This is a genomic window from Paucibacter sp. KBW04 (assembly GCF_003852425.1).
Taxonomy (GTDB): domain Bacteria; phylum Pseudomonadota; class Gammaproteobacteria; order Burkholderiales; family Burkholderiaceae_C; genus Paucibacter_A.
The window spans coordinates 726,517-751,268 of sequence record NZ_QAJN01000001.1 but is presented as its reverse complement, the minus strand read 5'-3'; the positions used below and the strand labels follow the sequence as shown (position 1 = coordinate 751,268).

Below are 24,752 nucleotides of genomic sequence, written 5' to 3'. Positions count from 1 at the left end.
TGATGTTTTACGCAAGACCTCGCGCCCAAACAACCGCACCGAACCCAAGAACATGACCCGCTCCGACCTGGTTGCTTTGCTGTCTGACCGCTTTGGCCAATTGGCCCAGCGCGACACCGAGTTCGCCGTCAAAACGATTCTGGACGCCATGTCCGATGCCCTGGCGCGCGGCCACCGCATCGAAATTCGTGGCTTCGGCAGCTTCCAGGTCAATCGACGCCCGCCTCGCATGGGCCGCAACCCACGCAGCGGCGAGCAGGTCTTGATCCCCGAAAAGCTGGTGCCCCACTTCAAGCCCGGCAAGGCCTTGCGCGAGGCCGTCGATGCCAAGGGCGGTGCAGCCGCTGCCGCGCCCCAAGACGCTTGAGACTCGCATTTGCGAGCTTGGGCTGCCAGGCCAGCCCGGCCTCGCTCGACCATGGTTGCCCCGGCTTAGAATGCTGACACCATGCGCATCTTCATCTGGCTTTTTCGAGCCTTCCTCTTCTTCACGCTCTTTGCTTTTGCGCTGAACAACAGCCACGAGGTCGATGTGCGCTGGTTCTTCGGTCATGAGTGGCGCGCGCCCCTGGTGATCGTCGTGCTCACCGCCTTCGGTTTCGGTTGCGCCCTCGGCGTCTTGGCCATGGTGCCGGCCTGGTGGAAACACCGCGCCCAAGCCAAGCGTGCCGCACCCGAGACGAGCCCGGCGGGCAGCAGCAATGAGCCCCAGCCCCCTGCCGTGATACACGATGGAATTTGATCCCCGCTGGCTGCTCTTCGTCCTGCCGGCCGCTTTCGCCCTGGGTTGGCTGGCCTCCAAGCTCGACACCCGGCAGTGGAAGCGCGAACAGCGCGATGCCCCCAAAGCCTATTTCAAAGGCCTGAACCTGTTGCTCAACGAGCAGCAGGACAAGGCCATCGACGCCTTCATCGAAGCCGTCCAAAACGACCCCGACACCTCGGAGCTGCATTTCGCCCTGGGCAATCTATTCCGCCGCCGCGGCGAGTACGAGCGCGCCGTGCGGGTGCACCAGCATCTGTTGCAACGCGGCGATCTGCCCCGCAGCGAGCGCGATCGCGCCCAGCACGCCTTGGCACAGGACTTCTTCAAGGCCGGCTTGTTTGACCGCGCAGAAGAGGCCTTCTCGGCCCTGCGCGGCACGGCGTTTGAACACGAGGCCGAGCTGGCACTCCTTTCCCTGTTCGAGCGCTCGCGTGACTGGCGCAAGGCAGTGGACGTGGCCCGCCACCTGGAGCTCAGCGGCACTGCCTCGTTTGCGACCCGAGTGGCGCATTACCTGTGCGAGCTGGCCCTGGAAGCGCAAGCCCGTGCCCAGACCGAGGAGGCACAAGCCTTGCTGCGCGAAGCGAGAGAGGCCGCACCCCAAGCCGCCCGAGCCCATGTGCTGGGCGGCCAGATGCTGGCCCGGGCCGGCCAGGCCGAGGCCGCGATGAATGCCTATGCCGAGTTGCTGGCCCTGAACCCGGAAGCCTTCAATCTGGTCGCAAAAGACTACGCCGAGGCCGCTTTAGCCTGCGGCGCCACCGAGCGCGCCTTGGCCACCTTGAGCAGCCAGTACCAACGCACGCCGGGTCTGCATCTGCTGGCCGCGATCGCCAAGCTGGAGCCCGCCGCCGCCCAGCAACGCCAGCGCCTGGCCGAACATCTGCGCGAGCAGCCCAGCCTGTCGGCGGCCCGCAATCTGCTGGCCGTGAGTGGCAGCCAGCTCAGCGAGGCCGAGGCCCCCTTGGTCGGTAGCGCCCTGGATCGCGCCGCGCGGCCTCTGCAGCGCTACCGCTGTGCCGCCTGCGGCTTCGAGGCCCAACACTATTTCTGGCAATGCCCTGGCTGCCTGAATTGGGACACCTATCCGCCCCGTCACGTAGAAGAACTGTAAAGAAGAACAAGCATGGACGAGCGCGTCATCCTCTGCATGAAATGGGGTACCAAGTACGGCCCCGAGTACGTCAACCGTCTCTACGCTATGGTGCGCCGGCATCTCAAGGGCGAGTTCAAATTCGTCTGCCTGACCGATCGCACGGAGGGCATTCGCGACGAGGTGCAATGCCTGCCCATCCCCGAGCTGACCCTGCCAAATGGCGAGCCGGAGCGGGGCTGGAAGAAGCTGACCACCTTCGAGGCCGACTTGCACGGCCTGCGCGGCACCGCGCTCTTCCTGGATCTGGATGTGGTCATCACCGACGACATCACACCTTTTTTTGAAGTGCCGGGTGAGTTCCTGATTATTCACGACTGGAAGCGCCCCTGGCGCATCACCGGCAACTCCTCGGTCTACCGCTTCACCCTGGGCGCGCATGCCGATGTCTTGCAGCAGTTCCGTGAGAACCAGGCCAAGGCCAAGGCCGAATTCCGCAACGAGCAAGCCTTTTTGAGCGATGTGCTGCACAAACAGGGCAAGCTGCAGTACTGGGACAGCAGCTGGTGCGCCAGCTACAAATACCACTGCATTCCTTGGTGGCCCAGCAGCTTCTGGCGCGACCCCTTCATCCCCAAGGGTGCCCGAATCCTGATCTTCCACGGCGTGATGAACCCGCCCGACGCCCTGGCCGGCCGAAACAACGGCAATTGGCGGCATGCGCGGCCGGCCCGCTGGATCGCTGACCACTGGCGGGAGTAATCAAGCCCATGGCAAGCCCTTCCTGGCCGCTCATGCTGAGCCTGGGCCTGCTAGGCCTAGGCCTGCTGGTTCTGCTTCTGCTGCTGCGTGAACTGGCTCGCGTGGCCTTTGCCAAAGTGCCCGAACGGGCGCAGGAATGCCTGATAGGCGCCAATGCGCCCGAGCTTCAGACCAGCATCCCGCGCATCATCTGGAGCTATTGGGAGCCCGGTGCACCACCACCGCTGATCCAGCAATGCCTGCAAAACTGGCGCGATCAAGCGCCGGACCATGAGTTGCGCCTGCTGAATCGCCGCAGCCTGCTTCAATGGATTGACGCCGACAGCTTGGCCGCCGGCTTTGACGGCCTGCCCGCCTATCGCCAGGCCGACTGGCTCCGCGTGCAGTTATTGGCCCGCCATGGCGGCATCTGGATGGATGCTTCCACGGTCTTGTGCCGCGATCTGTCCTGGGTGCACGAACAGCGCGCCCGCACCCAGGCCGAGTACATAGGCTTTTATCTCGACAGCTCAAGCACGCGCCCCGCGCTGCCCCTGATCGAGAATTGGTTCATGGCCGCCGTGCCCGCCAGCCCCTTTGTCGTCGCCCTGGCCCAGGCCTTTGACGAGGTCTTGGCTCTGGGAGCCGAGGCCAATCTGCAGCGTCTGCGCGAACAAGGCCGCTTGGAGCGGGTCGCGCAAAACCTGACCCCGGACTTTCAGTGCTATCTGCTGATGCATATGGCCGCCTCCGATCTGCTGGATCTGGCGCCCGAACAATACCGCCTGAGCCTGTTGCGCGCCGAGGACTCTGCACTGGGCTTCCACGCCGCCGTTGGCTGGCGCAAGCGCCACCTCTTCGCCCGTCTGGCCCTCATGCCCTGCCCGGCCCGCTTGCCGGTGCTGATCAAGCTGCGCGGCAATGACCGCCGGGTGGTGGAACAAGGCTTGGCCAAGGGCCGCTGGATACGCTCAAGCGCCTTGGCCCGACTGCTCAAACTGACACGATGACAAGCATGCCCGCGCAGGCCGCTCCTTGGCTAAGCCTGATCCTGCCCGTCTATAAAGTCGAGGCCTATCTTCAAGCCTGTGCCGACTCCATCCTCCAACAGGCCGATGAAGGCGTGGAGCTGATCTTCGTCGACGACGCATCGCCCGATGCATCGTCCGCGCTGATCGAAGCCCTGCAGGCCCGCCATCCTCAGCAAATTCGCCTGATCCGCCATGCACAGAACCAGGGCCTCAGCGCTGCCCGCAACACGGGCCTGGCAGCGGCGCAGGGCAGCTACGTCTGGTGCGTCGACCCCGATGATTTGATGGAACCCGGTGTGCTGCCCCGCCTCAAGGCCTTGATCGAAGGCCCGGCAACCCAAGGCCTCGATTTGCTGCTGTGCGACTTCCGCTCTTTTGACGACGGCCAGACACAGTCCAAGCCCAAGTACGCCCATGTCTCCACCTTTGCCGGCCCCTCCAACAGCCTGCAGACCGACACCGAGGCCTTGCTGACCGGCATGTTTGCGCAAGGCCAATTCCATGCCTGGACCAAGATCGTGCGGCGGGCGGCCTGGCCGCAGGACTTGCGCTTCCCCGTAGGCAAAGCCTTTGAAGACTTGGCCGTCTACCCGCGCCTGGCCCTCACCGCCCAGCGCTGGATGCATGTGAACGAAGTCTGGATGGCTTATCGCCAGCGGCCCGGCAGCATTCTCAGCAGCCTGAACGCCAGCAAACTAGAAGACTGGATGAGCGCCCTGGTGGGCTTGCCCAAGGCCTTGCGAGCGCCAGGTCTGAGCTTCAGCCCCCAAGGTCTGCTCCTGATCGCGCACTTCTGCGCCCGAACCTTTGTGCGGGTCTGCAAGCGCCGCACAAAGCTGCGCGATGCAGACGCAGGCAAGGCCTTGAAGCGCTTCGCCCGGCAGTTTGCCGCTAGCTCGCCGATCGCGCCGCAGGAACTGCTGCGCAGCTACCTCAAGACCGGGCGACTCTTGCGCTTCTTGCAGCTGCGCTACTGGCTCAACCGAGCTACAGGCTGAGCAGCAAATCCTCGTAACGCTGAATCATCAGCGGCATGCCATGCTCGGCCAAGGCTCGCTCGCGCGCAGCCCGGCCCAGTCGCTCGGCCAGACCGGCTTCGCGCAGCAGGCGGCCCAGCACATCGGCCAAGGCCTGGGCATCGCCCTCGGGCACCAGGAATCCAGTCTCGCCCTGGGCGAGCACCTCGCTGACACCCACCACATCCGAGGCCACACAGGCACAGCCCGCTGCCATGCCCTCCACCAAGGCCAGGGGCATGCCTTCGTAATGGGTGGCGAGCACGCAGATCTGCGAGTCCATCAAAAGCTGGGGCATTTGGCCGTAGTGGCCCAGGAACTCGACCTGGTCTTGCAGACCCAGTTGCCGGACCAAATCCTCCGCCGCTTTGCGGTAAGAAGCCTTGCCCGCCCCGCCTAGCTTGAGCTTAGGTGCCAGGTCTTGCTGACGCAGCAGGTGCAGGGCACGGATCAGGGTCAGATGGTCTTTCTGGCGCGCAAAGCGGGCCGACATCACCAGCTGCGGCAAACGTGCCGCAAAAGGCTTGCCTTGCGCTGCCTCGAAGCGCCGCAGATCAATCCCATTAGGAATCGCCAGAGTCTTGGCCGCCGGCATACCCAACTGCAGTAGGCGCTGCCGCACGCCTTCCGACACGCCAATCAATTTGGCGCTGTAGGGCGCCAATCGGCGGGCCTGCCAGAGCCGCCAGGCGCTGTAGCGCTCGCGGCTATTGTGTTCCACCTGGGTCAGCACCGACACGCCCGCCCATAGCGCGGCCCAACGGCCCAGCAGATGCTCGGGGAAGCCATGCGCCACCATCACCCGTGGCCGCAAGGCCAAGCACAAGCGCCGCAGCGCCCACAGCGTGGCCAGATGTGACCAACCCGGCACCACCCAAACCTGCAAGCCCTTGTCGCGCAAGGCCTGAACCCGCACCTTGTCGGTATTGCGTTTGCGGCGCAGCACCAGCAGCGGCGCGATGCGGCCGGTCTGCAAAGAGGCCAAGCACAGATCAATCGCCACCTGCGTCGCCCCCGAAAAACCGCCCGTCACGAAGTGCAGCACCCGCGGCGCCTCGGATCTGGTCAAGGTGTCATCTCTTCGCTCGTTGTTTTCCACGCTTTTCCTCATGCCGGGCAGTATAGAAACAGCGGCGACAATGGCAGGCTATGAGTGATGAACAAGCGTCCGATTTCAAGCCAATTGCCCGCCGTTTGGCTGGCTTCGTCAAACCCTATCGCATGGGTGCGCTGCTGACCGTCCTGGCCTATATCGGCGCGGCAGTCACCGAACCCCTGATCCCCAAGCTGATCAATCTGGTCTTCAGCGACGGCTTCACAAAAAATTCCTTCAGCATCTGGTGGGTGCCCGTCACCCTGATTGGCTTGTTTGCCTTGCGCGGGGCCTGCAGTTTCGCCGGCCAATACATGTTCAACTGGACGCTGTGGCGCAGCGTGATGGACTTCCGCGCCGCCTTGTTGGACTCGCTTTTGCGGGCCGATTCCCGCGTCTTCACCAGCTTGCAACCGGGCACGGCCGTCACCAAGGTCGTCAACGACCCGCAGCAGATCATGAGCTTGGTCGGCAATAGCGCGCTGAGCGTCCTGCGCGACGGCTTGCCTGCCATCGCCATGCTGGGCTACCTTTTTTACCTGAACTGGCAGCTCACGCTTTTGTCCCTGATCACCACACCGCTGATGGCCTTGGTGGTTCGCAAGATCAACCAGCGCGTGCGCGCCATGGGAACCCGCACCTACGATGCGCAGCTCCACCTGGTCAACAAGGTGGACGATGTGACCCGCGCTTGGCGCGTGGTGCGCACCTTTGACGCGGCCGACTACGAGCGCGCCGCCTTCGGCGCTCTTGCCAAAGACGTGCAAGGCAATGCGATGAAGACAACGACCGCGGCAGCCCTCAGCCAACCGCTGTCTCAGCTGGTGGCCAGCGTGGGCCTCTCGGTCATCATCTGCCTGGCCTTGCTGCAAGCGCGCCAGAACCAGACCGGCGTGGGCGAGTTCGCCGCCTTCGTCACCGCCTTGCTGCTCTTGACCTCGCGCCTGCGGCACTTGAGCGACCTGATGCCACCCATCACCAGCGCCATGGTGATCGCCCGTGGCTGCCTGAGCCTGATGGACATGCCGCGCGAGCCCGACAACGGCAGCCGCACGCTGGACAAGGTGCGCGGCGAGATCGAGATGCGCGATGTGATGCTGCAGTACCCCGACGCCGAGCGCCCCGCGCTGAACGGACTGAACATCCAGTTCAAGGCCGGCCAGACCACCGCCTTGGTGGGCAGCTCGGGCGCAGGCAAGAGCTCCATCATCCATCTGCTGCTGGCCTTCGGCGAGCCCCAGAAGGGTCAGGTCTTGCTCGATGGTGTGCCCATCCATGAACTGAAGAAGGCCAATCTGCGCCAGCAGTTCGCCGTTGTCTCGCAAGACATCGTGCTGTTCGACGCCTCGGTGGCCAACAACATCGCCTACGCCCAGCCCCGCGACGACGCCCGCCTGGAACAAGCCCTGCGCGCAGCCCATTTGTGGGACTTTGTGCAAGAGCTGCCGCAAGGCCTGGAAACGGTGGTGGGCGCCAATGGCAGCAAGCTCAGTGGCGGCCAGCGCCAGCGCCTGGCCATTGCCCGGGCGCTGTACCGCGACGCGCCCATCTGGGTGTTTGATGAGGCCACCTCGGCCCTGGACACCGAGAGCGAGCGCGCCGTGCAGCAAGCCCTGGAGCAATGGCAGGGTCGCAAAACCTTGATCGTCATTGCCCACCGCCTGTCCACCATACGTGCGGCCGACACCATCCATGTGATGAGCCAAGGCCGGGTGCTGGAGAGCGGCACGCACAGTGCCTTGCTGGCGAGCGACGGCGCTTATGCGGCCATGGTGAGGGCGCAGAACGGCGAGTGAAAACCTCCGGCATAGCTCACCCAGGTCGAAGCCAGGGGAAGCGCCACGCACAAGAGGCGACTTCGTCCAAACAGGAGCGAAGTCGTCCTGCTCTTCCACTTCAGGCTCAGCCCAACTGGCACCTAGTTTCGTCTTGTGTTCCTGCCGAACTTCCTCACCCTAGTTGGGCCGACGCGCCCGATGCCAAGCGCCCCAAACGATAGGCTCACACATCGCACAAGATGTTCCTAATCCCCGCTCGGGGAGGCGGCACAAGAGCCATAGTTCGCCTGCTTAGGCAGCAAGACGCTTGAGCAGTGGCAACTCAAGCAGAGCGTCTCCGCCTCCAAGTCAAATCATGCCAATCAGCTTAGCCTTTAACGCCTAACTAACTCATTATTTAGGCGTCAATTTCAAGCCACCGATTCTTCTGCAGACCCCAATCCAATCAGCGCATCCAGCCCACCAAAGAGGTTTTGCAAGTCGCTGGATGGGGTCAAGAACAGAAGCTCCCCTTCTTGCATACCCACGAGCCCGGGATGTCCGCACAAAGAGGCCGGCAAGACGAGTGCCGGCCTGCTCCCCAACCTGATTCAAAGCACGCGATATGAGGCTCTCAACCCTGCCAAACCAGGCCCCATCAACGACATCCTCTTGCACGGTCGAGCGCCCGTGGCTGAGCATTCTGATCCCCGTCTACAACGTCGAGCCCTATCTGCTTGAGTGCCTGAATTCGGTTGCAAACCAGGCCTTGGACGGGGTTGAAATCGTGGTGGTCGATGACGCATCGACGGACGCCTCCTCCGACTTGTTGACTCAATGGAATCAGGCTCATGAGGGGCGTTTGCGTGTGTTGACTCACCCGCAAAACAGCGGCATCGGCGCCGCTCGAAACAGCCTCATTCAATCGGCCCGCGGCGAGTACATCTGGTTCCTTGACTCAGACGACATCATGCTGCCCGGCGCTATCGCGCGTCTGCGCGAGATCCTGGATCAGCGTGCTGTCGATATGGTGCTTTGCGACTTCAAGATTGTTAGGCCGGCCATGAAACTCAAACACCGCCTGCGCGGTGAGCTTCATGTCAAGAGCTTTGCGCTGAAAAAGGGCAGCGTCGGCGAGGTGCAGATTCAACTCACCCGAGGCGTCTTCGCGAGTGGACAAGTTCATCTCTGGACCAAGATCTTCCGGCGCCAGCTGATCGCCGAGGGTTTTCAATTCCCTGTCGGGCGCTGCTTCGAAGATGTTGCCATGATGCCGGAACTGCTGAGCCGAGCCCGCAGCTACTTCTACGCCCCCGAGGTCTGGATCGGCTACCGCAAACGCCCTGGCAGCATTCTGGCTGGCTCGGGTTTGGCCAAGAACGACGACATGATGCAGTCCTTGCTAGGGCTTCCGCGCCGGCTGCCCTCTGACCTGGATGCTGAGACCGCGTTCGCCTGCGCCTTTTTTTCTGCTGGATTTTTTCTCAGCGCCTGCCGTCAGGCGGGGAAGCTAGGCGCGCACGAACGCTTGCCGCTTTACCTGGCTCAGTTTGCACAATCCATACCGCTGCCGATTCCCAGCCTGCTGAAGGCCTACCGAGGGCGTGGCTGGTGGTGGCGCGCGGCAAAGCTTCAACACTGGGTCAAGCGCTGCACCGCCGGCTCGGATCAAAAGCAAGAGGACGCACTGTTCGCCATTCAAGGCAAGGATTGACGGCCCCGCCCCCAAGGGTCGAAAAGACAGCGCTGATTTAAAGCGCAGCCGGCGCCGTCTCAGTAAAGCCGCCACGCCGCTTGCGCATGGCGGCGGCATCCACCTGGGGCGGCTGAGTCGGCCAGCCGAAAAAGTTCTGCACCTCGGTGCGCCTGGCCAAGGTGTCGCTCATGCCCAGATTGATCAACTCATTGGTGAACGAGGGTTCAAACAAGAGATAGCTGGTCAAGGCCGAGCCACTGGCGCCCTTGCCCTCACCCGCCACACCCACGCTGCGCAACAAGCCCTTGATGGCGGGCGGCAGGCTGCCTTGATGCTCGGCCGCCAACTCGTCGAGGCGGCGGCTGGGCGCGATCACCAGCACATCGATGGGGCGCAGAGGCGTGGCACTGCGCGCCGCGGCTGGCAGCAGGGATAAGGTGTTGTTGATGCGTTGCAAGCGCTCCACATCCACCGCCAGCGCATCCAGAAAAATATTGGACAAGGCATGGCCAGCGATTTGGGCCATGCTGGGCGCGCCCTCGACCAGCACGCGCCGCTGCTGCTCCTCGGCGGGCTCATGCATACGGCCCGCGCCAATCACCAGCACCCGATCGGCGCCCAGATGGACGGCGGGCGAGATGGGCGCGCTTTGGCGCATGGAGCCGTCGCCAAACCACTCACGATGGCCATCCAAATCCAGCTGCTCGGCCGGGAAGATGAAGGGAATGGCCGAGGACGCCAGCAAATGCTCCACCGTCATCTGCGTCGGCACGGCGATGCGCTGCGAGCGCAGCCAGGGCTTGATGTCATTGTGGGTCTGATAAAACGTCACGTGCTGACCCGAGGTGTAGCTGGAGCCGCTGATGGCCAAGGCCCGCATATGACCCGCCTCCAGCATGGCGTCCACCCGGTCCATGCGTATCCAGCGGCGCAGCAACTCGCCCAGCGGTGAGTTGTCCAGCAAGCTGCGCGGCCGGGTGCGCCGCCAGCGCGCCACCGCCCAACCCAGGCTCATCATCGTCATCCAGCGGGCGCCGGTGCGTATCACCCCAAAGGCGTCGGCGCAGTAGATGTTCTCGACGTGCAGGTTCTGCCACAGATGCACCAGGCCGTCGACGGCGGAGTCGAAGTCGTCGGCATAACAAGCCAGGGTGCCGGCATTGATGGCGCCTGCTGAAGTGCCGGCGATGATGGGAAACGGGTTGCCGCCGGCATTGCCTCCCACCCCGGCATCGCGCCGCAACTGCGCCACGGCCGCCAACACCCCCACCTGATAGGCCGCGCGCGCACCGCCGCCGGTCAGGATCAGACCGGTGGACGGAGGGCTGGCGGTGAGAGGAGGCGGCGATTGAAGCTCGGGCATGGCGAAGCAACACTTTGCGTCGCATCATCGCCGATGTAACAAGCGGTAAAGCACAAGAAGTAAGGGGGAAGTCGCCAACAAAGCGACAGTCCTGCCTGTTCGATCAGTATTCCGCGGCCAGGGTAGGCTACGGCGGCTCAAGGCAGGCCCAGCTTGCGGACGGCGAACTTCAGCCGGTCCAGCAGGGAGAGTTCTTGTTCAAAGCGGTTGTAGCGGCGGAAGATAAAAAACCAATCCAGCTTGGCTTCAATCAGCGCCGGGCGCACAACAAACTGCTCGGGGGCGCTCAGGCTGGCCATCAAGAGCAGGGTTTGATCGTCGTCGATCAGATCACGCTGTTCCAGCGAGTGATACGCCTGCTCCATCAGCTCGGCCATCAAGGCCCATTTCTGCCGCGAAGCCACGATATGACAGCCCTGGATGAAAACCGTGTTGTGCTTGATGGCGTGGACGATGTCCACGTCGGCGCCATAGGGCTTGAGGCTGAAGAGATGGATCTTGTCCTCGAAGGGGTAGTCCCAGCGCAGGGACACCGGCAGCTGGCGGTTTTTGCGCAGATAGCCGAAATCGATCCAAGCGACCCGGGGGCAGCTCAGCTGCAGGCGCTCAATCGCCTCCACGCAAAAGCGGCTCTTCAGGTAATTGATCAAGACGTATTTGGGCGAGTTGTACTCGGGGCAGCTGGGGTCTTGAATGCCCTCCCGAAAGCTCTCGCTCTGTTGGATCTGCTCGATGCGCGCCAGCATGGGCGCATGGCGCTCGAACAAATCGTCCTGGTAATAGACGGTCAAATTGGGCTTGCTGCGCTGCAAGGCTTCCAAGCGCTCGCGGTGGCGTGACTCGGTGAACAAGACTACATCGTTCTCCAGCGCACAAAGCCGGGAGAAGTTCTTGAAATAGGTGTCGACCGAGCGCGAGTAAGCACTCCAGTTGGCACGGCCGATGTCAAAAAACGCACTGACTATCGTGATCATCTGCTATGCCTCCTGCTCCGTCTGTTGACCCTGACTTCAAGCCGACCCAAGCCGCGTCTCGATCAGCCGCCCGATTCAAAAGCGATATAGCCCCCCGCCTGTGCCGGCTTGGCCGCTTGGCCGGGCTTGGCTGCCACCGCCGGCTGGCCGGTGATCTGGGCCAGACGCTCCAAGGCCTCGTCGCAAGGCCAGAAGCGGCTGTCCTCACCCAGCTCGATCTTGAACTCCGCCCCGGCCTGCTCGCCCGAGAGGAAGTGATGGGTGATCATCTTCAGGCCCAGGCGCTGGGTGCCGTTCTCGGTGCTCAGCTGTTTGGCTGGCCATTGTTGGACGATCTCCTGCAGCGCGGGCAGCTGCTCGCGCACCGGCACATAGAAATGCTTGCCATAACGCGCCCGCGCACCGGCCAGATCCCAGACGGCCTGCACGTTCATGCGGAAGCCACCCGAGAAGCGATCCATCTGCACCTTGCCTTGCAGGATCAGCAGCTCGTCGTCGACCAGCAAATCCTTGTTGGCATTGAGCAGCTCCTCATTGGCCACGCATTCGATCTGATCGCTCTTATCGTCCAGCTTGAAGATGGCCACACGGCCACGGTTGCCGTTGATGATGCGCAGATCGCTGACGATGCCGGCCACCATCACCGGCTCGCGGATGTCGGTGCAGTTGGCGATGCGCAGCTTGACCATGCGGCGTACCTCGTCCCCGCTTTGGTCAAACATATGGCCGCTGAGGTAAAAGCCGATGGCTGTTTTCTCCAGCGTCAACCGCTCCTTGATGCTCCAGGGCTTGGCGTCCACCAGATCGGGCTCGGCCGTGCTGGACGCGTGTGAATCCCCAAAGTCGAACAGACCGCCCTGATCGGCATTCGCCTCCAAGGTCTCGGCATGGGTGTAGCCGCGCGCCACGCTGGCCAAGAGGCGGGCGCGATCGGGCTCCAGGCTGTCAAAAGCCCCGGCCTTGATCAAGGCCTCCACCACCCGTTTGTTGCAGGCCTTGCGGTCGATGCGGGAGCAGAAGTCGAAGAAGCTCTTGAAGGGCCCGCCCTTTTGGCGCACCGCCACGATGGAATCGATCGCGCCCTTGCCCGTGCCCTTGATGGCACCCAGGCCGTAATTGATGCGTTTGGGCCGTGCACCGGCAGCCGGTGCCACCCAGTGCGGGAACACGCCATCGCCCGGCATGATGGGCTCGAAGCGGTGCACACCGAGGTTGACGTTGGGCGGCTCGAACTCGATGCCGAAGAGCTTGGCGTCATTCAACAAGACCTTGAGCTTGTCGGTGTCGTCCATTTCAATGGTCATGTTCGCGGCGAAGAACTCGGCCGCGAAATGCACCTTCAACCAACCCGTGTGATAGGCCAGCAGCGAGTAAGCAGCGGCGTGCGATTTGTTAAAGCCGTAGCCCGCGAACTTCTCCATCAAGTCGAAGACCTCGTCCGCCTGGGCCTCGTTCAGGCCGTTGACGGCCGCGCCCTTGCGGAAGATGGCGCGGTGCTCGGCCATCTCCTCGGCTTTTTTCTTGCCCATGGCACGGCGCAACATGTCCGCGCCGCCGAGGCTGTAGCCGCCCAGCACCTGGGCCGTCTGCATCACCTGCTCCTGGTAGACCATGATGCCGTAGGTCTCGGCCAGCACCGGCTCGGTCAGGGGGTGCGGGTACTCCACCACTTCCTTGCCATGCTTGCGCGCCACAAAAGTGGGGATCAGGTCCATGGGGCCCGGGCGGTAGAGCGCGTTCAGGGCGATCAGATCTTCCAGGCGCGAGGGCTTGGCGTCCTTCAACATTCGCTGCATGCCGGGGGATTCAAACTGGAACACGCTTTCCGTCAGGCCGTCCGAGAAGAGCTTGTAGGTGCGCCTGTCATCCAGCGGGATGGTCTCGAAGGCGAAGTTCTTTTGCTCGGGGTAGCGGGCGACGATGAAATCCTTGGCCAGCTCCAAAATCGTCAGCGTGGCCAGGCCCAAGAAGTCGAACTTCACCAGGCCGATGGCTTCGACGTCGTCCTTGTCGTACTGGCTCACCGCGCTGGTCGAGCCCGGCTGTTGGTACTGCGGGCAAAAGTCGGTGATCTTGCCGGGCGCGATCAGCACGCCGCCCGCATGCATGCCGATATTGCGCACCATGCCTTCCACCCGGGCGGCCAGCTTGAGCAGCTCGGCCACTTCTTCTTCCTGCTGCTCCCGCTCATCCAGCTCCGGCGCCTCGTGGCGGGCGTAAATCATCTTCTCCTTGGCGGGGTCGAAGTTCTCCGGCAGCTTGGCCAGGGTCACCGTCTTACCCGGTGGCGCGGGGATGAGCTTGGCGATGCTGTCCACCTGGCCATAGCCCATGCCCAGCACCCGGCCGATATCGCGCAAGGCCGCCTTGGCGGCCATGGTGCCAAAGGTGGCGATCTGGCTCACCGCGGGCAGGCCGTATTTGCGCTTGACGTAATCGATCACCCGGTCGCGATTGCCCTGGCAGAAGTCGATGTCGAAGTCGGGCATGGACACCCGCTCCGGGTTCAGGAAGCGCTCGAACAGCAGGTTGTATTGGAGTGGGTCCAGGTCGGTAATCAAGAGCACATAGGCCACGAGTGAGCCCGCGCCCGAACCCCGGCCCGGGCCCACCGGGCAGCCATTGTTCTTGGCCCACTTGATGAAGTCGCCCACGATCAGGAAGTAGCCGGGGAAACCCATCTTGATGATGGTGTTCAGCTCAAATTCCAAGCGCTCCACATAACGCGGCCGCTCGGCGTCGCGCTTGGCTTCATCGGGGTAAAGCAGCTTGAGGCGGTCTTCCAAGCCCTCGAAGGAGAGCTGGCGGAAGTACTGCTCCATGGGCATGGGCGTGCCGTCTTCCAGAATCGGCGTGGGGAAGTTGGGCAGCTGCGGTTTGCCCAGCACCAGGCTGATGGAGCAGCGCTTGGCGATCTCCACGGTGTTGGCGATGGCCGAGGGGATGTCGGCGAACAGCGCCTCCATATCGGCCTGGCTGCGGAAATACTGGCCCGGCACAAAGCGCTTGATGCGCTTGGGGTTGCCCAGGGTCTCGCCCTCGGCCACGCAGACCCGCGCCTCATGCGCCTCGAAATCTTCTTCGCCCAAGAATTGAATCGGGTGAGTGGCCACCACTGGCAGGCCTAAGTCTGCAGCAAAGGGCACGCTGGCCTGCACCAAGGCCTCTTGGCCGGCCAGACCGGCGCGTTGCAGCTCGATGTAAAAACGATTCGGGAAGATGTCGCTGAAGCGCCGCGCCCAATCCAGGGCACGCGGCTTATCGCCCGCCAGCAGGGCTGCGCCCAGACCGCCGAACTGTGCGCCCGAGAGGCAGATCAAGCCCTCGTTCAGTTCACGCAGCCATTCCCACTTCAAGCAGGCCTGGTTGCGCTGCACGTTCTGAATCCAGGCACGCGAGAGCAGCTCGCAGATATTCAGATAGCCCTGCTTGTTCTGCACCAGCAGCAAAAAGCGCGAGGGATTCTTGTCCGAGCCCTCGGGCTCCAGCCAGCAGTCCGCGCCCAGAATGGGCTTGACGCCTTTTTTGCGGCAAGCGTTGTAGAACTTGATGGCGCCAAACATATTGGCGAGGTCGGTCAGACCCAGGGCCACCTGGCCATCTTTGGCGGCTGCAGAGGCCGCATCATCGGTTCTCAGAGTCCCGTCGACGACGGAAAATTCGGTGTGGGTGCGCAGATGTACAAAAGCCATGGGGCATTGTAGGCAATGCCTGTCGCAGCCAGCCCGAAGCTGCTCAAGCCTTCATCTGCTCACAGATCAGCAGAAACGGCGCGATATCCACCGCATCGATGGCCTCGGGCTTCATATAGCGCTGGGCATAGTCCAGATAGACGCCGGACTGCAAGAACAGCGCAAACAGATCGGCGTCGATATGCTGGTCCTTGCACATAAAGCCCATGATGCGCAGCGCCTCTGACAAGGTCTTGCCGCGCTTGTAAGGCCGGTCATCGGCGGTCAAGGCCTCGAAGATGTCGGCAATCGCCAGCATGCGAGCGGGCAGGCTCAAATGCTGTCTCGCCAAGCCCTTGGGGTAGCCGCTGCCGTCCATTTTTTCGTGATGGCCGCCGGCAATTTCGGGCACCGCCGCCAGGTGGCGTGGCAGCGGCAGGCCCTCCAACATCTTGATGGTCTGGATGATGTGCTCGTTAATCTTGTAACGCTCCTCGGCGGACAAGGTGCCGCGTGCCACGCTCAGGTTGTAGAGCTCGCCGCGGTTGTAGAGGAACTCGGGGCACTGCAGCTTGAAGCCCCAGGGGTTGTCGGCGGGAAGGCGCTCGGCCTCGCTGCGTGGCAGCAGATGCCAGGGCTGGTCGGCCAGCAAGGGCTCGTCCACGGGCAAGGGAGCTTCGGCCTGGGCTTGGCGGCGCAAGGCCTCTTCATGCGAGATGCCCAATCGGTCCGACAAGGTGCGCCGCCATGTGCGCGCAGCGATGGTCTGCAAACGCGCGACCTTGGCCTCGTCCATGAACTCACCGCCCTGGTTGCAGCTGGCGACGAAGGCGAAGTCGGCGTCCAAGTCGGCCAAGTCGGCCTGCAGCCGAGCCCGCAGCGCGCCCTCCTCTTCGCCCCGCTGCAGGGCCTGCCAATAGGTCAGTTCGGCATCGCGCTTGAGCACCTCGAAGCGCATGCGCAGCTCGTGAATACGGTCGTAAATCGTCTCCAGCTTGGTGGCCTTGTCCACCACGTACTCGGGCGTTGTGATCTTGCCGCAGTCATGCAGCCAAGCGGCCAGGTGCAGGGTTTCCCATTCGCTTTCGCCCAGCTGAAATTCCGCGAAGGGCCCGGTCTTGGCTTCGCAGGCCGCACGCGCCAGCAGCTTGGTCAGCTCAGGCACACGCTGGCAATGCCCGCCGGTGTAGGGGCTCTTGGCATCGATGGCGCCCGCCAGCAGCTGGATGAAGGCCTCCAGCAATCGCCTTTGCTCCTCAATCAGGCGCCGGCTCTCGATGGCCACGGCCGCCGTGCCCGCGATCGCTTCCAGCAATGCCTTCTTGCCGGGGTCGACATGGGCTTCGCTGAGAGGCAGGACGAGCAAGCCCACCAGGCTCGCTTGGCGATCCCGCAAGGGCAAGGCAATCAGGCTCTGGGTCTGGGTCTCGGCGCTTTCTCGCCCGAATTGTTGCGTGAACTCTTGCGGGCTCAGTCGAAACACATGGCTGCTTTGCAAAGCAAGCATGAGCCAAGGCAGGGCCTCATCACCCAGCTGCAAAGCACGCAAATTCTCGATACTCAGCTGACCCTGGCCATGCAGATAGGCATGGGCAGGCTGCAAGCTTGCGCTGCCGGGATCATGCAGATAAATCGCCCCACCTTTGGCCTCGGCCGTCTCGGCCACCTCACTGAGCACCAAGCTCAGCAAGCGGTCGAAATTGCCCTCGGACGCCAAGTTGGTGGAGATCTGGATAAAGGACTGGATGGTCGACTTCATGCCGCTCATCGAGTCGGCCAGTTCTTGAATCTCGGTGATGGAGGACCGAACTTCCACCGGCTTATCAAACTCGAAGTTTTGAATTTGCTGGGCCTCGGCACTGAGTTGCCGCACCGGCCGCGCGAGCGAGCGCGAGGCCAGATAAACCAAGCCCAACAAGGGCAGTAGCACGGCTATAGTCAGCCAGAACGAATGCCTGCGCAGCTGCGCCAGCTCCGCCAACAGCTCCCGCTGCGGGCTGGCGATCAGCAAGGTCAAGGGCGGGGTGTCAGGCAGGATGAGCTCCTGCTTCATGCCTATCCAGCTCTGCTCTTGAAACTCCAAACTCTCGCTTTGGCCCACCGCAAAATGCGTCAGCAGCTGCTGCAAGATCGGCGCGTCCAACTCTTCCAGCCTGGGCAAACGGCCCAAGCCCTGTCCGTCTTTGATCAGCGCGGGCTCCAGGGCCAAGTCCCTGCCTTTTTGCAAGGTCAGCACGCTGCCATCGGCGCCCAGCAAAGCGGTTCGGGTCGAAGGAGAGACCTGGTTTTGAGCCAGCAAATCGCCCAGGGCACTCAGGCGAATATCGCTGCCCGCGACCACGCCGCTGCGCTCGACCTGCACCGAGAAGGTCAAGCCCAAGCGACCCGATGAAGAAAACTGATAGGGAGTGATCGCACGGGCCCTGCCGTCCGTGTGCGCCATGGCCGCCTGATACCAGGGCCGTTCACGCGGGTCGAACTGGTAGTCCGCAGACTCCCGCTCGCCGATCAGCTGCAAATCCTGGCTGAAGTAGTGGAAGCGCCCCACGCGTTTGCCTCGCTCCAGGCTGGAACTCTGCGCCACCCAAACGGTCTGGGGCGGCGGCGCCAGCAAGGCCTCCAAGGCGGCTGTTTCCTGCCACTTTCTCAGCAAAAAGAACTCACCACTGGGATAGGCGATATAGCTCGCGCTACTCATGCTGTTGCTGCTCAACATCGCCGCCAGATAGGGCACAAAGTGGAGTCGCTCCGGCAGCGTTTGGGCTTGGGCCAAACGCGTCTGTGCCAGCGCTTCCACCTGATCCTTGCCTGGCTTGAGCATGGCACGCGCCGCCCCTGCCGTCCTTTGGCCCAGCGCTTCAAAACGCAACTCGGCCTCATTCAAAGTCATCAGGTCAAGCCGGTGAAACAGCACCAGGCCCAAGACCAGAGCCACCAACAGGGTGAGCCCGACAAACAAGGTCGCGATCAGCAACTGGAAGGAAATTTTCCGGCCGGCGTGCATGGGTTCTCCAAAAAATATCCGGCGCGGCGAACGGGGTCGAGCAAAATTCGCTCGCCTTCGACCTTGACCATGAATTCAAACGATCGCCCACTCTACCCTGAGCTCGCCCCACCCAGGCCATGGAAGACGGCGTTAGGCGCAAAAGCTATATGCTGCCACCCCAAAGGAGACCCAGCTTCATGCACAAATCTCATGCCGCCAACGCATTGCTTCCCGCCCGCTTCAGCGCCCGCTTGACCACCAGCTTGAGCGCCCCAAGGCTTGCACTCAGCGCTGCTCTCAGCTGCGCCCTTTTGCTCGCGATGTCTGCCCCAGCACATGCAGCCAAAGCAGGGGCCAAGCCCAAGCCCCAAACCACGGCCGAGGTGATTGCCCACGCGCCCGATGGTGATTGGCGTGATTTGGATCCGCAAAACACCCTGGTCATGGAGCTGCCCCAGGGTCAGGTCTTGATCGAGCTGGCGCCCCGCTTCGCGCCCAAGCATGTGGCCAATATCCGCAAGCTGGCCCAGCAAGGTTTTTACGATGGCCTGGCCATCGTGCGGGTGCAAGACAATTTCGTCACGCAATGGGGCGACCCGAACGGCGATGACCCCGCCAAAGCCCGCAGCCTAGGCGCGGCCGCGGCCAAGCTGCCGGCCGAGTTCAACATCGCCTACCGAGGCCTGCCACTGACCCGTCTGGCCGAAACCGACCCCTGGGCGCCCGTCACCGGCTTTGTGGACGGCTTCCCGGTCGCCGCGGCACCCAAGCAAAACAAGGCATGGCTGGCCCATTGCTACGGCATGGTGGGTGCGGGCCGCAATGACGCGGTGGACTCCAGCACCGGGGCCGAGCTTTACGCCATCATCGGCCAGGCCCCACGCGCCCTGGACCTCAACATCACCGTGGTGGGCCGCGTGCTCAAGGGCATGGACCTGCTGGCCAGCCTGCCGCGCGGCGGCCCAAACATGGGCTTTTACGAGAAGCCCGAGCAGCGGGTAGAAATCAAGGCCACTCGCTTGCTAGCCGACATGCCGCCGCAAGAGCGCCCTGCCCTGCAGGTGATGCGCACCGACAGCAAGAGCTGGTCACAAATCCTGGATGCACGCCGCAACCGAGGCGGCTGGTATGTGCACAACCCGGGCCGCACCGAACTCTGCGGCGGGCCGCCGCCGACGCGGCCGGTGAAGGCAGCTGGCTGAGCTTCGTTGCGAAAGAACGATCTGGCCATGAGTGCCGGTGGATCGCTGTAGCGAAGTAAAGGGGGAGGCGAAGCCGGAGGACATGAGCGAAAGCGGTCCGCCGGCGCTCATGGCTTATGCGGAAGATGGGCATCGGGCCAGCACCGCCCTTGCGCTTACGCGAGGACGTTCAAGCCAAAGCCCTGCGCAGCCTATCGCTCGCCCCATCCACCAGCAGCACCAAGATCAGCATGGCGCCCACCAGGGTGGCCGTCTTGCCCATTTGAAACAGGCTCAGATGGAAGGACAGCATCTGCCCCAAGCCGCCCGCGCCCACCACACCTAGCACGGCGGCGGCGCGGATATTGTTTTCCCAGCGGTACAGGCTGTAGCTGATCAGCTGGGGCAGGACCTCGGGCAGGCTGGCGTAGAAGAACACCTGCAAACGGCCCGAACCCTGGGCGCGCAAGGCCAGGGCCGAGGCGGTGGGCGCGTTCTCCAAGGCATCGGCAAACAAGCGACCCAGCACGCCGCTGGTATGCAAGGCCAGGGCCAAGGTGCCGGCCATGGGCCCTAAGCCCGCGGCAATAAGTAGAAGGCTGGCCCAAACCAGCTCGGGGATGGAGCGCAGCAAATTCAAGAGCCAGCGTGCCGGTCGACGCAGCATGGCCTGGCGCTGACCCGGCGCACGAGCCGCAGGCAGGGCCAGGGCCAGGCCGGCCACGGCCGCCAAGAACGTGCCCAGGGCCGACATGGCCAGGGTCTCGGCCCCGGCCCAAGCGACTCGGCGCAAGAACTCGGGGCTCAGATCGGGCGGGAAAAACTCACCCACAAAGCGGCCCATGCTGGCTGCGGATTCGGTCGAGAACATCTGGCCCCACTGCAGATCCAGGCTGATGAAACTGGCCACGACCAGTCCCAGCAAGGCCAATACCAGCAGCAGGCCTTGCAAACGCGCGCGTCGCAAGGCAGCGGGCATCACGATGGGCCTTGTCATCCCAAACTCCTGCGCAAGAGAACTCCCAGGCCATCGGCCAGCGCCACCAACAAGACAAACACGATCAAGATGGCCGAGACCTCGCCGCCATTGAACATCTTCATGGCCGAGTCCAGCTGCTGACCCAGGCCGCCCGCACCCACCATGCCTAACACCACGGAGGAGCGGATCGCGCATTCCCAGCGGTAGACGGTGTAGGAGCTCAGCTCGGCCGCGTTCTGCGGCAGCAAGGCGTAGAAAAAGACTTGCAAGCGGCCGGCGCCTTGGCGCAGCAGCGCCTGGGCAGGCACGGCGTCGCCACTTTCCAGCACCTCGGCATAGACCTTGCCGAGCATGCCGGCATAGCTCAGCGCAATCGCGAGCACCCCGGCCGTGGGGCCTAGGCCCACCACTCGGACAAAAATCAGGGCCCAAACCAGCTCGGGCACGCTGCGCAAAATCACCAGCAGACCGCGCACCAGCGCCCGCCCAGCCGACGCCAAGCGGCCCATGCGACCACTCAGCGCGGACACCGACAAGACCCGTGTCGCCGCCAAGGCCAGGGGCACGGCCAAGACCAGGCCCAAGGCCAGGCCAGCGGTGGCCATGGCCACAGTGCGCCAGGCCTCACGCGCCAACATCGTCAAGAACTCGGCGCTGTGGGCCGGCGGGAAAAAGGCGCCAACAAAACGGCCGGTGACAGCCAAGTTCTCGGGCGTCAACAGCAGCCAGGGCTTGAACTCGCTCAGCTGCAGCATGGGCCATAGCAGCAGCAGGCCCAGGCTAAGGCTGAGCACCCGGCCCTGCCATGCCGGGTCACGCAAATGCGGCTTTGTGCGCAAGGTGGACGCGGGGGCGCGGCTCATCGGCAGGGGTAAACAATCGACGCCACCGGCTCCGCCTGGTTCGGCACGGGCGGCGTGGCCAAAAGCTCGTCTTCATGCTGGGCATAAAGCTCACGCAGATGAGCCGGGCTGACCTCGGCCGCGGGCAGGTCGAACAAGACCTGACCCTCGCGCAGGCCGACGATACGAGGGAAATGCGCCAATGCCAGCTCCACATGGTGTAGCGAGGCGATCAAGGTCACCCTGCGCGCCTGTGCCTCATCAATCAGGGCTTGCAAAGCTTGCACCGCACGCTGCGGGTCCAGGGCCGACAGCGGCTCGTCCACCAGCCACAGCCGGGCCGGGCTCAGCCAGGCCCGGGCCAGGGCCACACGTTGGCGTTCGCCGCCGGAGAGCCGGTCAACCCGCTCAAACAATTTGCCCGCCAGATCAAAACGCGCCAAGGCCGCCTGCACCTCGGCCAGATCGACCGGGGCCATGAGCGAGCGCAGGCTGCGCAGCAAGCCCCAGGCCGGCAGGCGGGCGGCCAGCACGGCCGTCACCACCCGCTGGCGCGGCGGCAGAGGCGGCGTCTGCGGGGCCAGAAAGATCTGCGCGCGCAAGGCCCGCAGATCCGCCGCCGACAAACGCCAGGGCGCTTGAGCCGCGATCGCCAAGCTACCGCTGCGCGGCTTGAGCGCAGCGGCCAGCACCTGCAGCAAGCTCGTCTTGCCGGCACCCGAGGGGCCGATCAAGGCCAGCTGCTCGCCCGCAGCTACGCGCAGATCAATGCCTTTGAGCACATCGGCGGGCGCGCCGGCCGGGGCGGCGCAGAGCGCCTTCAGTTCAAGCATGGGCGACCAGCACTCAGAGCAAAGAGGCGCTGCGGGCTGCGGCTTCGATGCCCTTGTAGTTATCCACCTGGCTAGGGATGAAGCGGGTGGCGCGCTGCAAGTCCAGAATCTCGCGGCCTTGCTCGGTGTCGCGCGTGAGGCTCAGGAAGGCACGGCTGAGCTTTTCGCGCTGGGCGGCCGGCATATCGGCGTGCACCGACCAGTTGTAATCAAAGTAAGCCGGGGTGGTGTAGAAAACCTTGACGCGCTCGGTGTCCACCTTCTTCTCGGTCACGAACTTTTCCCACACCGAGATATTCAGCGCACCCGCCTGCACCTTGCCAGCGGCCACGGCGGCAATGGTGGCGTCATGCGCGCCGCTGAAAGCCACGCGCCGGAAATCGCGCTCCGGGTTCAGGCCGGCCTGCAGGATGAAACTGCGCGGCATCAAGTGGCCCGAGGTGGAGCTGGCGGAACCGAAGGACACATCGCGGCCCTTCAGATCAGCTAGGCTCTTGATGCTGGGCTCGGCCGTGATGAAGACGGAGCGGAATTTCGTGTCCTCCTCGCGCTGCACCAGGGGCAGGATCTTGCCGCCGGAGCGCACATGGGCTTGCACAAAGGTGAAGCCGCCAAACCAGGCCAGATCGACCTTTTTATTGACCAAGGCCTCGACGGCGGCGGCATAGTCGCTGACCGGAGTGAACTCGACCTTCACGCCCAACTGCGCTTCCAGATACTTGACCAAGGGTGCGGCCTTGCGTGCCAATTCGGTCGGCGACTCGTCGGGAATGGCGGTGACGCGGAAGACCGGGGCCTGCGCCAAAGCGGCGCGAGGCAGCAGACCGGCGCTCAGAGCCGCGAGTGCCAGACTGGATGCGAAAGCGCCAGACAGCAGACGACGACGGGCCGAGATGTCCTTGAATCGGGGCGAGGCTTGGGTCATGACACTCCTTGATGGGATGGTGGGATTGAAAGCATTGACTTGGGCGAAAGCCGCCCTGCAAAACGCCTTGGCCTGGGCCAGAGGCCAGGCAGCAACTGCTACATTTTCCCAAACAAACCGACCTGCGCCACCCGGCCCCACACCATGAGCGAAATTAAATCCACCGCCACCCCGGCCAAGGCCGAACCCCGCCTGAGTTCCCTGTCCCACGGCGGCGGCTGCGGCTGCAAGATTGCGCCAGGTGTCTTGTCGGAGATTCTCAAGGGCACGGCCGCCCTGCCCATCCCACCCGAACTGATGGTGGGGATTGAAACGGCCGACGACGCCGCCGTCTACCGCCTCAACGACGAGCAAGCCCTGATCGCGACGACGGACTTCTTCATGCCCATCGTCGATGACCCCTACGACTTCGGCCGCATCGCCGCCACCAATGCCATCAGCGATGTCTACGCCATGGGCGGCCGCCCCATCATGGCCTTGGCCCTGGTGGGCATGCCCATCAATGTGCTGTCCACCGCCACGATTGGCCGCATTCTGGAAGGCGGCGCCTCGGTCTGCCGGGCCGCCGGCATCCCGATCGCGGGCGGCCACACCATCGATTCGGTCGAGCCCATCTACGGCCTGGTTGCCCTGGGCCTGGTTCACCCCGATCGTGTCAAACGCAATGCCGATGCCCGCGCCGGCGATGTGCTGATCTTGGGCAAGCCGCTGGGCGTGGGCGTCATGTCCGCCGCCTTGAAGAAGGAGCAGCTGAGCGCCGAGGGCTATGCCCAGATGATTGCCAGCACCACCCAACTCAACACCCCCGGCCCCGACCTGGCCGCCCTGCCCGGCGTGCATGCCTTGACCGATGTGACCGGCTTCGGCCTGGCCGGTCATGCACTGGAGCTGGCTCGCGGCTCGGGTCTCACGGTAGAGATTGACTGGAGCCAGGTGCCGCTCTTGCCCGGCGTTAGTGAATTGGCGGAACAGGGCTTTGTGACCGGGGCATCGGGCCGCAACTGGGCTGCTTACGGCCATGAGATCGCGCTGGCCGACGGCCTGCCGGCCACCGCGCAAGCCTTGCTGAGCGACCCGCAGACCAGCGGCGGCTTGCTGGTGAGTTGCGCGCCGGAGGCTTTGGACGAGGTGATGGGGGTGTTTGCCAAGCATGGCTTTGAGCGAGCGCGGGTGGTTGGCCGGACGACCATCAAGCAAGAACACCGGTCACGCTTACTCATCAAAAACTAGCTCGAAAAGAAAAAGAGCCGCTCTAGCGGCGGCTCTTACCAAAAATGGCTCAATCAGTGTTCGGTTTCGATTCGACTCACCCGGCCTTCCGTCCAAACGACTGAAATTGCTTGATCACTTGCTTTCAACCAACTTCGTTTCCGACACGCCCTTTTTTCCCCTAGCCTCATCCACCAAATGTAGCTTGGTACGGGCATACATCACGCCCATCTTGACCTCTTGCCAGATGTAGTAAAGAACACCAGGTTTGGCATCGATTTCGAGTGCGTCGGTGTTCTCGGCCACCGATTGAATGGTGTGCTTGCCTGGCGCGAGTTCCTTGTAGACAAAGGTATTCGCGCCGGTCTTGCCTACCAACTTGCCGTCAACCAGCACTTCCATACCGACCGCCGCGCCCATGGTCTCATTTCGGTACACATAAACGGCTGCTGCATCCTTGGGAGCGATGAAGCGCTTCGCCTCAATGTCTTGGTGCGGATCGCCCATCTTCACGGATGCGCAGCCCACCAAATTCAAGGCCAAGACTGTAGTAAGAAGTAGTTTTTTCATAAGACTCTGAAACGGGGAAAACGGTT

The 24,752-nt window shown here is 63.4% G+C and carries 20 protein-coding genes; 10 read left to right on the top strand and 10 right to left on the bottom strand.

What is annotated here, in order from left to right; genetic code table 11:
• Positions 1 to 52: 52 nt before the first annotated feature.
• The 6 genes from DBR47_RS03315 (at position 53) to DBR47_RS03290 (ending at position 4,629) form a co-directional block, all read left to right on the top strand.
• A complete protein-coding gene (locus DBR47_RS03315) occupies positions 53 to 367 on the top strand; it encodes an integration host factor subunit beta (RefSeq protein ID WP_124446807.1) in 315 nt (104 codons plus the stop codon).
• Between the two features lie 81 nt (positions 368 to 448).
• A complete protein-coding gene (locus DBR47_RS03310; protein ID WP_124446804.1) occupies positions 449 to 742 on the top strand; it encodes a lipopolysaccharide assembly LapA domain-containing protein in 294 nt (97 codons plus the stop codon).
• Positions 732 to 1,880: a lipopolysaccharide assembly protein LapB gene (lapB, locus tag DBR47_RS03305; protein ID WP_124446802.1), complete on the top strand. Its 1,149-nt coding sequence runs from the start codon at positions 732 to 734 to the stop codon at positions 1,878 to 1,880. The genes DBR47_RS03310 and lapB overlap by 11 nt, the downstream gene beginning before the upstream one ends.
• A gap of 12 nt (positions 1,881 to 1,892) precedes the next feature.
• The gene (locus DBR47_RS03300) at positions 1,893 to 2,621 is read left to right on the top strand and encodes a glycosyltransferase (protein ID WP_124446800.1); all 729 of its coding nucleotides are present in this window, start codon (positions 1,893 to 1,895) and stop codon (positions 2,619 to 2,621) included.
• An 8-nt stretch (positions 2,622 to 2,629) separates the two neighbouring features.
• Positions 2,630 to 3,610, top strand: coding sequence for a glycosyltransferase family 32 protein (locus DBR47_RS03295; RefSeq protein WP_124446798.1), 981 nt, complete (start codon positions 2,630 to 2,632; stop codon positions 3,608 to 3,610).
• Positions 3,607 to 4,629, top strand: coding sequence for a glycosyltransferase (locus DBR47_RS03290; RefSeq protein ID WP_124446796.1), 1,023 nt, complete (start codon positions 3,607 to 3,609; stop codon positions 4,627 to 4,629). The genes DBR47_RS03295 and DBR47_RS03290 overlap by 4 nt, the downstream gene beginning before the upstream one ends.
• Here the strand turns inward: DBR47_RS03290 and DBR47_RS03285 are convergent.
• Positions 4,619 to 5,758 carry a glycosyltransferase gene (locus DBR47_RS03285; RefSeq protein WP_124446794.1) on the bottom strand — a complete coding sequence of 380 codons (1,140 nt, stop codon included), beginning with the start codon at positions 5,756 to 5,758 and terminating at the stop codon, positions 4,619 to 4,621. The genes DBR47_RS03290 and DBR47_RS03285 overlap by 11 nt on opposite strands.
• Positions 5,759 to 5,796: 38 nt before the next feature.
• On the opposite strand from DBR47_RS03285, the gene msbA reads away from it, so the two are divergent.
• Positions 5,797 to 7,536, top strand: a complete 1,740-nt coding sequence (gene msbA / locus DBR47_RS03280; RefSeq protein ID WP_124446792.1) for a lipid A export permease/ATP-binding protein MsbA — start codon at positions 5,797 to 5,799, stop codon at positions 7,534 to 7,536.
• Between the two features lie 586 nt (positions 7,537 to 8,122).
• Complete coding sequence (locus tag DBR47_RS03275; protein ID WP_124446790.1) at positions 8,123 to 9,211, top strand: glycosyltransferase family 2 protein; 1,089 nt, start codon at positions 8,123 to 8,125, stop codon at positions 9,209 to 9,211.
• 37 nt (positions 9,212 to 9,248) lie between these two features.
• Here DBR47_RS03275 and DBR47_RS03270 read toward each other — a convergent pair whose 3' ends face one another.
• The 4 genes from DBR47_RS03270 to DBR47_RS03255 form a co-directional block, all read right to left on the bottom strand.
• Positions 9,249 to 10,556, bottom strand: a complete 1,308-nt coding sequence (locus DBR47_RS03270; RefSeq protein ID WP_124446788.1) for a patatin-like phospholipase family protein — start codon at positions 10,554 to 10,556, stop codon at positions 9,249 to 9,251.
• A gap of 137 nt (positions 10,557 to 10,693) precedes the next feature.
• A complete protein-coding gene (locus tag DBR47_RS03265) occupies positions 10,694 to 11,530 on the bottom strand; it encodes a WlaTC/HtrL family glycosyltransferase (RefSeq protein ID WP_124446786.1) in 837 nt (278 codons plus the stop codon).
• A gap of 62 nt (positions 11,531 to 11,592) precedes the next feature.
• Entirely contained in the window at positions 11,593 to 15,222 is a 3,630-nt protein-coding gene (dnaE, locus tag DBR47_RS03260; RefSeq protein ID WP_124446784.1) for a DNA polymerase III subunit alpha, read from the bottom strand.
• 43 nt (positions 15,223 to 15,265) lie between these two features.
• Positions 15,266 to 18,205 carry an HD domain-containing phosphohydrolase gene (locus DBR47_RS03255; RefSeq protein WP_124446782.1) on the bottom strand — a complete coding sequence of 980 codons (2,940 nt, stop codon included), beginning with the start codon at positions 18,203 to 18,205 and terminating at the stop codon, positions 15,266 to 15,268.
• A gap of 302 nt (positions 18,206 to 18,507) precedes the next feature.
• On the opposite strand from DBR47_RS03255, the gene DBR47_RS03250 reads away from it, so the two are divergent.
• On the top strand, positions 18,508 to 19,389 hold the full coding sequence (locus DBR47_RS03250; RefSeq protein WP_124446780.1) for a peptidylprolyl isomerase: 882 nt from the start codon (positions 18,508 to 18,510) through the stop codon (positions 19,387 to 19,389).
• 169 nt (positions 19,390 to 19,558) lie between these two features.
• Here the strand turns inward: DBR47_RS03250 and phnE are convergent, their stop codons facing one another.
• From phnE to DBR47_RS03230, 4 genes are read right to left on the bottom strand one after another with little or no spacing between them, the layout of a single operon-like run.
• A complete protein-coding gene (gene phnE / locus DBR47_RS03245) occupies positions 19,559 to 20,365 on the bottom strand; it encodes a phosphonate ABC transporter, permease protein PhnE (RefSeq protein ID WP_124446779.1) in 807 nt (268 codons plus the stop codon).
• Complete coding sequence (locus DBR47_RS03240) at positions 20,362 to 21,210, bottom strand: ABC transporter permease (RefSeq protein WP_124446777.1); 849 nt, start codon at positions 21,208 to 21,210, stop codon at positions 20,362 to 20,364. The genes phnE and DBR47_RS03240 overlap by 4 nt, the downstream gene beginning before the upstream one ends.
• The gene (locus tag DBR47_RS03235) at positions 21,207 to 22,022 is read right to left on the bottom strand and encodes a phosphonate ABC transporter ATP-binding protein (RefSeq protein WP_124446775.1); all 816 of its coding nucleotides are present in this window, start codon (positions 22,020 to 22,022) and stop codon (positions 21,207 to 21,209) included. Before DBR47_RS03235 ends, DBR47_RS03240 begins: the two co-directional genes overlap by 4 nt.
• Positions 22,023 to 22,035: 13 nt before the next feature.
• Positions 22,036 to 22,947, bottom strand: coding sequence for a putative selenate ABC transporter substrate-binding protein (locus DBR47_RS03230; RefSeq protein ID WP_124446773.1), 912 nt, complete (start codon positions 22,945 to 22,947; stop codon positions 22,036 to 22,038).
• 144 nt (positions 22,948 to 23,091) lie between these two features.
• On the opposite strand from DBR47_RS03230, the gene selD reads away from it, so the two are divergent.
• A complete protein-coding gene (selD, locus tag DBR47_RS03225) occupies positions 23,092 to 24,177 on the top strand; it encodes a selenide, water dikinase SelD (RefSeq protein WP_124446771.1) in 1,086 nt (361 codons plus the stop codon).
• A 114-nt stretch (positions 24,178 to 24,291) separates the two neighbouring features.
• Here the strand turns inward: selD and DBR47_RS03220 are convergent, their stop codons facing one another.
• Complete coding sequence (locus DBR47_RS03220; protein ID WP_124446769.1) at positions 24,292 to 24,726, bottom strand: DUF2846 domain-containing protein; 435 nt, start codon at positions 24,724 to 24,726, stop codon at positions 24,292 to 24,294.
• Between the last annotated feature and the right edge of the window lie 26 nt (positions 24,727 to 24,752).